Origin of the sequence: Paenibacillus sp. GbtcB18, assembly GCF_019091125.1 — a bacterium.
Lineage (GTDB): Bacteria > Bacillota > Bacilli > Paenibacillales > NBRC-103111 > Paenibacillus_F > Paenibacillus_F chitinolyticus.
In genome coordinates this window covers 129,785-141,664 of sequence record NZ_JAGXJX010000010.1, presented here as the reverse complement: position 1 = coordinate 141,664, position 11,880 = coordinate 129,785, and the positions used below count along the sequence as shown (strand labels likewise).

The 11,880-nt window shown below is 54.8% G+C and carries 10 protein-coding genes; 1 reads left to right on the top strand and 9 read right to left on the bottom strand.

Annotation, left to right across the window (positions count from 1 at the left end; translation table 11 throughout):
- Positions 1–15 precede the first annotated feature (15 nt).
- Both ftsX and ftsE read right to left on the bottom strand, forming a co-directional pair.
- Positions 16–933 carry a permease-like cell division protein FtsX gene (gene ftsX / locus KVT34_RS24850; protein WP_217562133.1) on the bottom strand — a complete coding sequence of 306 codons (918 nt, stop codon included), beginning with the start codon at positions 931–933 and terminating at the stop codon, positions 16–18.
- On the bottom strand, positions 923–1,609 hold the full coding sequence (gene ftsE / locus KVT34_RS24845) for a cell division ATP-binding protein FtsE (protein ID WP_042233748.1): 687 nt from the start codon (positions 1,607–1,609) through the stop codon (positions 923–925). The genes ftsX and ftsE overlap by 11 nt, the downstream gene beginning before the upstream one ends.
- A 259-nt stretch (positions 1,610–1,868) precedes the next feature.
- Between ftsE and KVT34_RS24840 the strand changes: the two genes are divergently transcribed.
- The gene (locus tag KVT34_RS24840) at positions 1,869–3,311 is read left to right on the top strand and encodes a VanW family protein (RefSeq protein ID WP_217562131.1); all 1,443 of its coding nucleotides are present in this window, start codon (positions 1,869–1,871) and stop codon (positions 3,309–3,311) included.
- A 128-nt stretch (positions 3,312–3,439) separates the two neighbouring features.
- Here KVT34_RS24840 and argH read toward each other — a convergent pair whose 3' ends face one another.
- The 7 genes from argH to argC all read right to left on the bottom strand — a co-directional run bounded on the left by argH (position 3,440) and on the right by argC (position 11,759).
- The gene (gene argH, locus KVT34_RS24835) at positions 3,440–4,855 is read right to left on the bottom strand and encodes an argininosuccinate lyase (protein WP_217562129.1); all 1,416 of its coding nucleotides are present in this window, start codon (positions 4,853–4,855) and stop codon (positions 3,440–3,442) included.
- A gap of 100 nt (positions 4,856–4,955) precedes the next feature.
- Complete coding sequence (locus KVT34_RS24830; RefSeq protein WP_217562126.1) at positions 4,956–6,194, bottom strand: argininosuccinate synthase; 1,239 nt, start codon at positions 6,192–6,194, stop codon at positions 4,956–4,958.
- A gap of 40 nt (positions 6,195–6,234) precedes the next feature.
- Positions 6,235–7,191: an ornithine carbamoyltransferase gene (argF, locus tag KVT34_RS24825; protein ID WP_217562124.1), complete on the bottom strand. Its 957-nt coding sequence runs from the start codon at positions 7,189–7,191 to the stop codon at positions 6,235–6,237.
- Positions 7,192–7,257: 66 nt separating this feature from the next.
- The gene (locus KVT34_RS24820; protein ID WP_217562122.1) at positions 7,258–8,448 is read right to left on the bottom strand and encodes an acetylornithine transaminase; all 1,191 of its coding nucleotides are present in this window, start codon (positions 8,446–8,448) and stop codon (positions 7,258–7,260) included.
- A gap of 41 nt (positions 8,449–8,489) precedes the next feature.
- Complete coding sequence (argB, locus tag KVT34_RS24815) at positions 8,490–9,275, bottom strand: acetylglutamate kinase (protein WP_217562120.1); 786 nt, start codon at positions 9,273–9,275, stop codon at positions 8,490–8,492.
- Between the two features lie 46 nt (positions 9,276–9,321).
- The gene (argJ, locus tag KVT34_RS24810) at positions 9,322–10,548 is read right to left on the bottom strand and encodes a bifunctional glutamate N-acetyltransferase/amino-acid acetyltransferase ArgJ (RefSeq protein ID WP_217562119.1); all 1,227 of its coding nucleotides are present in this window, start codon (positions 10,546–10,548) and stop codon (positions 9,322–9,324) included.
- 161 nt (positions 10,549–10,709) lie between these two features.
- Entirely contained in the window at positions 10,710–11,759 is a 1,050-nt protein-coding gene (gene argC / locus KVT34_RS24805; RefSeq protein WP_217562117.1) for an N-acetyl-gamma-glutamyl-phosphate reductase, read from the bottom strand.
- Positions 11,760–11,880 lie beyond the last annotated feature (121 nt).

The window sequence follows — 11,880 nt, the reverse complement described above, 5'->3', positions numbered from 1 at the left end:
TGCGCCCATTCACGTCTACACTTTGAGAAACTTGCGCACGGAGATGATGCTGCCCCAGATTCCGATAAGGAAGCCCAGGCATAACAGCAGTCCGGCAATGACATAACTGACTTCGGCAAAAGGCTTTAATTTGATAAAGACCATACTCAGGTCCGACTTGCTGGATTCCACCAGCTTGTTGTACCCGTACAGGAGCACGGCCACCGGTATGGCTGAACCGCCGATTCCCAGCAGAGCCCCTTCGATAAAGAATGGCCAGCGGATAAAAGCGTTCGTCGCGCCGACCAGCTTCATGATCGAGATCTCTCTGCGTCTGGCGACGATGGTAAGCTTGATGGTGTTCGCAATCAGAAATACGGATGTAAAAGCGAGAAGCGCTACAAGAACGAGTCCGACGTTGCGGACAATTTCCGTAATTTTGAACATGTTCTCAACCGTGCCTTGGCCGTACTTGACGCTGCCGATCGGCTTCGGTTCCTTGCCTTCGTTAAGCTGGTTGATTTTATCTGCAACTCCCGCCACTTGCCGGGGGTCTTTAACCTCCACTTTAAAAGCAGGCGGCAGCGGATTCTCGTCGCCTTCGAAACCTTCCAGGAATCCTTTTCCTTCTTCCCCAAGCCGGTTCCGGAGATCTTCAAGCCCTTGCTCCTTCGAGACGAAAGTGACCTTCTGGACCTCAGGCAGGGCATTCAGCTCCTGCTTCAACTGGTTGGTCTGATCTTCCGTAATGTTTAAATCCATATACACGCGGATTTCGACTTGCTTCTCTATTTGATCTGCCACATAATTCACGTTCAATGACAGCAGCAGGAATAAGCCCAGTATAAAAAGCGAAATCGTGATGGAACTGATCGACGCGAAGGTCATCCATCCGTTGCGAATGATGTTGCGAAAGCCTTCCCGCAGATGGCGGGCCATTGTCCTACTCTTCATAACCGTACTCACCTCGCAGCTCGTCACGGGCGATAATCCCGTTCTCGATAGCGATAACGCGCTTGCGCATCGTGTTGACGATTTCTTTGTTGTGGGTCGCCATCATGATCGTCGTTCCACGGAAATTGATTTCTTCCAGAAGCTTCATGATTCCCCACGAGGTTTCGGGATCCAGGTTTCCTGTCGGCTCATCGGCGACAATCACGGCCGGATTGTTCACTATTGCCCGGGCAATTGCGATCCTCTGCTGTTCACCGCCGGAGAGCTGTCCCGGTAAAGAATTGGCCTTATCCTTCAGATGCACGAGATCGAGCACTTCCATCGTGCGTTTTTTGATTAGCTTCTTCGGTGCCTCGATAACTTCCATAGCAAAAGAAATATTTTCATAGACGGTCATCTTCGGCAGCAGCCGGTAATCCTGAAAAATAACGCCGATGTTGCGGCGCACATACGGGATTTTCCGTTGCTTAAGCTTCTCGATGTTAAACCCGTTCACAAATATTTGCCCTTTTGTAGGTCTTTCTTCCCGATAGATCATCTTCATAAAAGTAGATTTGCCGGCGCCGGACGGGCCGACGATATAAACGAATTCGTTGCGGTCAACCTTGACATCGATCCCCCGCAGCGCATGAGTTCCGTTAGAATACGTTTTCCAGACATCCTGCATTTCGATCAAAATCATCACTTCCTGTTAACGGCGGATTGATCCTAGCTCATACAAGTTCGACAGCCATCTTAAAATTCCTTTTAAAAAAGGGAATATTCAACATCTTTTCACAGCGGACGGCGAATTTTGTTGGGGTTTGCCCTCTTTTCGACTCAGGCATATTTGTCCGATGAATCCATAGACATGTAGAACAGGCATCCGTCTGAATGTTCAAGTTCAACTTGAGTCCAAAGTGTCAGTGCGCCAAATTCTTCGAAGGAGTTTACTTATGAAGCCAGTTAAGCGTGTGCTAACGACAATTGCCATCGTCCTACCGCTGGCGGCCGTCGTAGGGCTGGGCTCCATAGCCTTTTACGGCTCGCGTCCGGCTTTTCCGGAGCAATTCTCCGTATCGGGGTGGAAAGTGGGAGGAATGGCTTACGCCGATTTCCCCCGGCAGTTGAGCCGCCAGGTTGCGCTTCTAAATTCCGTCCCCGTACAGCTTCTTTCCAACCGGAAGGATGTTCCCTCCCGCTCTCAGAAGCTTCAGGATCTGGGACTGAGTGTAGACGACCGCGAGCTTCAGGCCCTCCTCCATGATCTTACGGAAGGAAATCTGCTGGATCGTGCACGCAACCGCTGGAAGCTACGCCATTACGAGGCGAAAATCGGCTTGTCCATAGAGGCGGACCGGCTCGACAAGAAGCTGCAAAGCCTGTGGCCGGAACTTTATGCGGTACAGCCCGTATCCGCCCAACGTATCGTTACGCCCGATGACCGCGTGCAGTATAAAGCGGGACAACCCGCTCTCCGCATTGATGCTTCCCGCTTGAAGGCGGACATAGAGCGGCAGATCAGGCAGATAGATCCGAAACGGGCGGAGAATCCGCTTTCCATACAGGTCCCATTTCGGCTGCAGGAACCCGAGGTGACGGAAAAAATGCTGCGTGGCCAGCATGTGGATCGGCTTATCACGCAGTTCTCAACCCCGCTTAACCAATCGTCGCCGGGACGCAGGCACAACGTCCGCTCGACCGCGGCAACGCTTCATGAAGTGATCCTAAAGCCGGGCGAAATTTTCGATTACGCCCCTATTATTGAACAGACCGGCGTTAAATTCGGCTTCCGGGAAGCTCCCGTTATCCTAAACGGCAAGCTTGTTCCCGGAGTAGGGGGCGGAATTTGCCAAGTTTCCACCACGCTCTACAACGCGGTTCTGCGCGCCGGCCTGGAGATTGTCGAACGAAGAAACCATTCACTGCCGATCAGCTATGCTCCCTTGGGGCAAGATGCTACCTTTTCGACAGGTTTCATCAATTTTCGCTTCCGAAACGACACAAAAGCCCACCTCCTTATCCGAACGGAAATGTCGGATACGGCGTTGACTATTAAACTATTCGGAAGCATTCCCACGGATACGACGTATGAGATTATGTCGAATACCGTTGAAACCATTCAACCGCCCGTCAAATACGTGCACAACCCCGGTTTGAAAACCGGAGAACAAGTGGAGCTAAGTCCCGGCAAACAAGGGTTTGTGGTCGATACCTACCGGATAAAAAAGCAGGGCGGTAAAGAAGTCTCCCGTGAAAAAGTTTCCAGAGACCGCTATACTCCGCAAGCGAGAGTCGTCGCGTCTAATACAGGTGTACTCAAGCCTCCTGCGGAATCCGCTCCTCCGCAAAAGAACGTCATTGAAGACGGAGTCACCCAGAACGGTAAGTCACCTTAGTGCCTGTGAAACAACCCGTCCATCCGGCACAAAGAGGGACAGGACGAAACAGGAAAGGCCCTGAATAACCCGTGCGTGGCACAACGGCCAAACGCATGAATTTCATGAGCCTTTCGGTTATTTTCTCATTATTTACTTTTATCGAGCTTGCTGTCAACCCAGCTTACAGTTACTTCCAGCCCTTTCTCCGCACGAGCAATAGCTCCCTCTACCTGGCTGCTGGCCGTGCCCCCGTATACGTTGCGGGCGTTAACCACTTGCTCCGGCTGAAGCACCCCGTATATGTCGTCGCCAAACAGTTCGGAGAACTTGTTGAACTCTTCCATCGACAGATCGAGCAGGAATTTACCCTGTTGGATGCAATAGAGAACTGTCTTGCCGATCACTTCGTGAGCCTGGCGGAATGGCAGACCCTTGTTTACGAGATAGTCCGCAATGTCCGTGGCGTTAGAGAAATCCTGATTTACCGCCTGGCGCATGCGGGCTTTGTTCACTTTCATCGTGGAGATCATAGGCGCGAAAAGCTGCAGGGCACCTTGAAGGGTACGAACTGTGTCCAGCATGCCTTCTTTGTCTTCCTGCATGTCCTTGTTATAGGCCAGCGGAAGCGACTTGAGAACGGTCATGAGACCGAACAGGTTGCCGTACACGCGGCCGGTTTTGCCGCGGACAAGCTCGGCCACATCCGGGTTTTTCTTCTGCGGCATGATCGAGCTGCCCGTACAGAACGCATCGTCCAGTTCGACGAAATTGAATTCGGTGCTGGACCACATAACCAGCTCCTCACAGAAACGGGAAAGATGCATCATGATGAAGGAGGCATTCGCCAGGAACTCCAGAATAAAGTCACGGTCGCTGACGGCGTCCAGACTGTTCTCGTACACTCCTTCGAAGCCAAGCTGTTCCGCTACGAAATGACGGTCAATCGGGAACGTTGTGCCCGCAAGCGCGCCGGCGCCCAGCGGCAGAACGTTGATCCGCTTGTAGCTGTCCTGAAGACGCTCGATATCGCGCTGGAACATCGACACGTAGGCCATCAGATGGTGGGCGAACAGAATCGGCTGCGCACGCTGGAGATGCGTATATCCCGGCACGATGGTATCCAGGTTGGCCTTAGCCTGCGTCAGGAGGGCTTCCTGAAGCTTCTGGAGCAGGCTCACGAATTCCACCACGCGCCCGCGCAAATACAGGTGCATGTCGGTCGCCACCTGATCGTTACGGCTGCGGCCCGTGTGCAGCTTGCCGCCTACCGGTCCGATCTCATCGATCAGCGTCTTTTCGATATTCATATGAATGTCTTCGTTGGCGATCGTGTATTCCAGCTCGCCGCGGCGGATCATGCCCAGTACGCGATTAAGACCGTCCTTGATCGTTTCGACATCCTCTTGAGGCAGGATGCCGCACTTTCCAAGCATGGTCACATGAGCCAGACTGCCCTGGATGTCTTCTTCCGCCAGTTCTTTATCGAACGTGATGGAAGCTGTGTATTCTTCTACTAATTGGTCGGTTTGCTTCGTAAACCGGCCGCCCCATAATTTAGACACGACTGCTGCCTCCTTCGATTTCAACGGAACAACGGGCCGATTCCGGCCCGTTCCCCGTTTCCTGTTTCACAGGTATATATACAAACGATCGGTTGCCCGCTTATTTCCCGGATTGCTGCTCTACGCCGGAGCTTACTTTCAGACGCAGCGCGTTGAGACGAATGAAACCTGCCGCATCGCCCTGGTCGTAAGCTTGGGTCGGATCCGCTTCCATCGTCGCGATATTCGGGTTGTACAAGCTCACCGGACTCTTCACGCCGGCGGCAATCACGTTACCTTTGTACAGCTTCATACGAACTGTGCCCGTAACGTTTTTCTGGCTCTCGGTGACAAGCGCTTGAATAGCCAGACGTTCCGGAGCAAACCAGAACCCGTTGTATACGAGTGTGCTGTATTTGGAGATTAGAGAGTCGCGCAGATGCATGACTTCACGGTCCATGGTCAGGGATTCGATGCGGCGGTGAGCCGCAAACAGAATCGTGCCGCCCGGCGTCTCGTACACGCCGCGGCTCTTCATGCCCACGAAGCGGTTCTCGACCATGTCGATACGGCCGATGCCGTGCTTGCCGCCAAGCTCATTGAGCGTCTCCATCATTTGCAGCGGGTTCAGTTTCTCGCCGTTGATAGCGACCGCATTGCCCTGCTCAAATTCAAGCTCGATGTACTCCGGCTGATCCGGCGCATCTTCCGGAGATACGCTGAGCACGTACATATCGCGATTGGAGTCGGCGCTTGCGTCAAACCAAGGATCCTCGAGCATGCCGCTCTCGAAAGAGATGTGCAGCAGGTTGCGGTCCGTCGAATACGGTTTCGACGCGGTCGCCTGCACCTGGATGCCGTGCTTCTCGGCATACGTGATCATTTCAGCGCGGCCCGGGAACTGCTCCCGGAACGCTTCCAGGCGCCACGGGGCGATTACGCTGATTTCCGGCGCAAGCGCAGCAGCCGTCAGCTCAAAGCGCACCTGGTCATTCCCTTTGCCGGTTGCGCCGTGCGCAATGGCCGTAGCGCCTTCGGCGCGGGCGATCTCGACCATGCGCTTGGCGATCAGCGGGCGCGCAATGCTCGTGCCGAGCAGGTATTGCCCTTCGTACAGCGCGCCGGACTGGAACATCGGATAGATGAAGTCGCTCGCGAATTCTTCGCGGAGATCATCGATGTAGACCTTGCTCGCGCCGGTTGCCAATGCTTTCTCTTCCAGGCCGTCGAGTTCGTCCTTCTGCCCGATATCCGCTGTGAACGCAATAATTTCAGCGTCGTATGTTTCTTTAAGCCAAGCCAGAATAACGGACGTATCCAAACCGCCCGAGTAGGCCAGCACGATTTTTTCTTTAGCCATGTTTTCCCTCACCTTTGCTGCCATAATTTTAATTACATAGTTACATAATCGAAGCCATAACGGCTTTCTGTGCATGAAGGCGGTTCTCCGCCTGATCGAATACGAAAGAATTCGGTCCGTCGATTACGCCTTCGCTGACCTCTTCTCCCCTGTGTGCCGGGAGACAGTGCAGGAAGAGGTAATCCTTTTTCGCGTAGCGGGCAAGCTCCTCGTTTACCTGGTAGCCGCTAAAAGCACGCTCGCGCTCCTGCTGCTCCGCTTCGAAGCCCATGCTCGCCCACACGTCCGTATAAATCACGTCCGCATCCGCCACCGCTTCCTTCGGATCCTGGGTAACCAGCACCGAGCCGCCCGATTGGGAAGCAAATTCCCTGCTGCTGCGGACTAGCTCCTCATCCGGCGTATATCCTTCCGGGGAAGCGACCGTAATGTTCAGGCCGAGTTTGGCCGCTCCGACAAGCAGGGAGTGGACCATGTTGTTACCGTCGCCGACATAAGCGATTTTAAGCCCTTCCAGGCGGCCTTTGTGCTCCTGAATCGTCATATAATCCGTCAGGGCCTGGCACGGGTGAGAGAAGTCCGTCAACCCGTTAATAACCGGAATAGTTGCGGCACGCGCCAGATCGACCACGTTGCGGTGGGCAAACGTACGGATCATGATGCCGTCCAGATAGCGGGACAGCGTCTGCGCCGTGTCGGAAACCGTTTCTCCGCGTCCGAGCTGGATGTCGTTTTTGCTAAGGAACAAGGCTTGGCCCCCGAGCTGGAACATTCCTACTTCAAAAGATACACGCGTCCGCGTGGACGATTTCTCGAAAATCATGCCGAGCGTCTTGCCTTTGAGAAGCTCATGCGCTTCACCGGCCTTTTGTTTGGCCTTCAGATCGCGGGCCAGGGTGATCAGGTGGTTAAGCTCCGCGGGTGTGTAATCGACCAGTCCCAGAAAATCTCTTCCCTTAAGCTGCTGCTGCAATTCTTCCTGTACCGTGCTGGACATGGGAATCCGTCCTTTCTTTCCTGCAAAATGTCGGAGCGTCCGCAGGGCTGCGGACGACCTTCTTGTCTATTGTACTAAAGCAGAGGCTTTTCTTGCCAGCACATCGCAAACGACGTCCAGGCCCTTCTGCAAATCTTCTTTCGGAATAACGAGGCTCGGCAGCAGACGCACCACTTGCGGGCCGGCCGATACGACCAGAACGCCCGCTTCATGGATCTCGGCTATAAGCTCCGCTGCGGGCTGCTTGCACACGATGCCGATCAAGAGGCCTTCGCCGCGCACTTCTTCAACGAGCGGATTGCCCGCAAGCTTCTCACGAAGCGTCTTAACCGTCCATTCGCCAAGCTCCGCCGCACGCTGAGGAATTTTCTCGTTCAGCATATATTCAACCGTTGCTATAGCCGCTGCGGTAGCGATAGGCGTTCCCCCGAATGTGCTGCCGTGGGAGCCTGCCGAGAAAGCCGGCGCCACTTTGGCGTTACCCAGCATAGCCCCGATCGGGAACCCGCTGCCGAGGCCTTTGGCCAGAGTAAAGATGTCCGGCTCGATGCCGTAGTGTTCGTAGGCGAACAGCTTGCCGGTGCGGCCCATACCCGTCTGAATTTCATCGACGATGAGAAGCAGGCCGCGCTCCTTGCAAAGTTCGGCCAGCGCCTTCACGAAAGCGGGATCCGCCGGGATGACGCCGCCTTCGGCTTGAACCATTTCCAGCATAACGGCGCATGTACGCTCGCTGATCAGCTTTTCGACGGAAGCAAGGTCGTTATAGTCGGCGTAGACAAACCCTTCGGGAAGGGGATGAAAACCTTCCTGCACCTTCTCTTGTCCGGTTGCGGTCAGAGTAGCCAGCGTACGGCCGTGGAACGACTGATGGAACGTAATGATCTCGTAACGGTTCTCGCCCAGCACCTTCTGCGAATAACGGCGCGCAAGCTTGATAGCCGCCTCGTTGGCTTCGGCACCGGTCGAGCAGAAGAACACGGCGTCCGCGCAGCTATTGTCGGTCAACAGCTTCGCCAGCTTTTCCTGATTCGGGATATGGAACAGATTAGACACGTGCCAAAGCTGATCAAGCTGCGTCACAAGCTTCTCTTTAACAACTTCCGGAGCATGCCCTAAATTCGTAACGGCAAGGCCGGCCATCAGATCGATGTACTCCTTGCCTTGATCGTCCCACAATCGGCTGCCTTCTCCCTTTACCAGTGTGATTGGAAACCGGGCATACGTCGGAAACAAACTGCTTGCCTGCTGAACCATGTTCTTCACTCCCATCGTTTAATTGTTAAAGATAATATCCGCTAGCGGATAATCCGGGTCCCGACCTGCTCTCCGTCCAGAACGCTGCTGAGAATACCCGGGACGGAACCGTCCACGATCACGACTTCCCGCACGTCCCCTTGGATGCACTGGATCGCCGCCCGTACTTTAGGGATCATGCCCCCGTAAATATCTCCGCTCTCGATCATCGTCTCGATATCCGCAATGGTGACGGTCGTAAGCACCCGCTTCACACCGTCCTCCATCTTCATAATACCGGGTACATCGGTCACAACGATGAGACGGTCCGTACCGATCCGGGATGCGACCGCACCCGCTGCCGTATCGGCATTAATGTTGTAGCGCTGGTTCCCGTCGCCGCCGAGACCGATCGGTGCAATAACGGGCATGTAGCCCATCCCGACCACGCCTTGAATCAGCTCCGCGTTCACATCGGTCACGTCGCCTACGAGTCCTACTTCGGAGGTGTTTTCCACCGGGCGGGCCGTAATCAGGCGTCCGTCTACACCGGACAATCCCAGGGCCCTGCCTCCCGACAGTTGGATGCGTCTGACGATTTCTTTATTGATCCGTCCGGCCAGCACCATTTCGACAACGTCGAGAACCGCCTCGCTTGTTTTGCGGAGTCCGCCGACGAACTCACTCGCGATGCTGAGCTGATTCAGTGTCTCTGAAATCGCAGGCCCCCCGCCATGCACGATGACAGGGACAATGCCGCGGTCCTGGAGCTGTTTTAAATCCGTGAAAAAAGAATCCGGTAGTGCAGCCAGGGTACTCCCGCCGCACTTCATCACAAAACTTTCCATGTCTTCCCCTTGCCTCCGTTCTTCTCCCCAAGCGGTTCGTGGCAGCCTAAGTCCGGTACGCCGCATTGATGCGGACGTAATCATAGGTCAAATCACAGCCCCAAGCAGTCGCTCCGCTATCACTCATATTTAAGTGCACGTCAATCTGCACGATATCTCCCTTTAAGTAAGCTTCCGCCCGCTCCTCGTCAAACATAACCGGTTTGGACTGCTTAAGTACGGTGATGCCTCCAAGGCTTACATCCACCGTCTCCGTGTTCACCGGCTGGCCTGCGCGTCCGACGGCCGCAATAATGCGGCCCCAGTTGGCATCCGCTCCGAAACACGCCGTCTTCACAAGACTGGAGCCTACGACGGTCTTGGCAATCGCGCGTGCGGCCTCCTTTGAGACGGCCCCGTGCACGTTGACTTCGATAAGCTTCGTCGCTCCTTCGCCGTCTCTGGCGATCGCTTTCGCCAGATGCTCCGACACGTGGCGGAAAGCGGCCGCGAAGTCTTCCCAGTCCGCATGGCCCGGCTGAAGAGCCTCCCCGCCGGCCAGGCCGCTGGCCATCACGACGACCATGTCGTTCGTGCTGGTATCGCCGTCCACCGTAATCATATTGAAGGTGGAGTCGGTCGCTTCACCAAGCAGCTGCTGCAAATGCTTGCTCTCGATGTTCGCGTCGGTGGTGACAAAACCGAGCATCGTCGCCATGTTCGGATGAATCATCCCCGAACCTTTGGCGGCTCCGGCGATGTGCACCTCGCGTCCGCCGATGTTTACACGCACGCAGATGACTTTCTTCACCAGGTCGGTCGTCAGAATCGCCTGGGAAAAGTCTTCACCGCCTGCGGCGTTGACCTTCTCCGGCAGCGCTTCAATGCCGGTGAGCACTTTCGTCATCGGCAGCAGCTCGCCGATGACCCCTGTCGAGGTGACGCCGACCAGCTCTTCGGCGATTCCGAGACGGCGAGCCAGGGCATCGCGCATAGCGCGCGCATCCGCGAGTCCCTGCTCGCCCGTGCACGCGTTGGCGTTGCCGCTGTTGACGAGCATCGCCTGGAGCCTGCCGCCCGCGGCAATGCTTTCCTGCGTCACGCGAAGCGGTGCCGCCTGGAACGCGTTAAGCGTGTAAACGGCCGCAACGGCCGCCGGGACGTCGCATACGATCGCTCCGAGATCGTTGCGTTCGGTTTTCTTCAACCCGCAATGCAGGCCGCCAGCGCGGAAGCCTTGAGGTGTGGTCACCGTGCCATCCGGCACGACGGTAAAACGGCCTAGCAGCGTCATGGATGCTCACCTGTCCTTTTTGCCCATTATCCCTGGGATATCTACTAATCTGTAATCTGTTAAATTTCTTGCAAACCAAAAGCTCGTAAAATATAACGGCTCTTCAATAAGCCCTGCTCAATCTATGCAAAAGCAAACTATCTTTAAGCCAGTCGGAACGATTACGGATAAACCGGCGTAAGTTGAAGACCCGTCGTTTCATCCCAGCCAAGCATCAGATTCAAGTTTTGCACGGCTTGCCCCGCCGCGCCCTTCATCACGTTGTCGATAACCGAAACGACGGTGACCCGGTTCGTCCTTTCATCTACGGCAAAACCGATATCACAGTAATTCGAGCCCCATACTTCTTTGGTCGCCGGCCACTTGCCTTCTTCGCGGATTCGCACAAAACGGCGTCCTTCGTAGAAATTACGGTACATTTCAATAAACTCGCGGGTGTCATGCTTTCCGTTCAACTGCGCATAACAGGTCGCCATAATTCCGCGCGTCATCGGGACAAGGTGAGTCGAGAAAGTGATGATGACTTCACGTCCCGCGGCATCGCTCAGCACCTGCTCGATTTCGGGAATATGCTGATGGCGGTTAAGTTTGTAAGCCGAGAAATTCTCATTGGCTTCCGCGTAATGAAAGCCGAGGCCAAGTCCTCTGCCCCCACCGGAAATTCCGGATTTGGCATCCACGATGATCGTGGACGGATCGATCCATCCCGCTTTCACAGCCGGAACCAAACCAAGAAGTGTAGCCGTCGGGTAACAGCCCGGGTTGGAAATAAACTCTTTCCCCGGCACCTGCTCTCCGTAAATTTCGCACAATCCGAACACAGCCTTATCCAGATCTTCCTGAGACGCGCCCTCGCGCTTATACCACTGGGTATAAATCTCCGGGGTTTTCAGCCGGAAATCTCCGGACAGATCGATCACTTTGAGACCGGCATCCAGCATTTGAGGCGCCAGCTTGGCAGCCACACCCGCCGGTGTCGCCAGAAAAACGACATCCGCTTTGGACGCGATAAGCGGTACATCCACAGCATCCAGCGAATCGTGCATAATGCTGTTCAAATGAGGAAATCCCTCCGAAATAGGCGCGCCTGCACTCGAAGACGAAATTACCGAAGTGATCGTTACAGCGGGATGTCCGAGCAGCAGCCTAATCAGCTCCACTCCCCCGTAACCGGTTGAACCTACAATAGCCGCTCTCACGTGTTCCGTCATTGCTTTTTCCCCCAAACGTCCTAAAAATGATATGTATTATTATACAGACACGGGTATAATAATTCAACGACTTTTTTGCCTGCCAAGGAGCCTCCCATCCGGATCATTAAATCACGCGCAA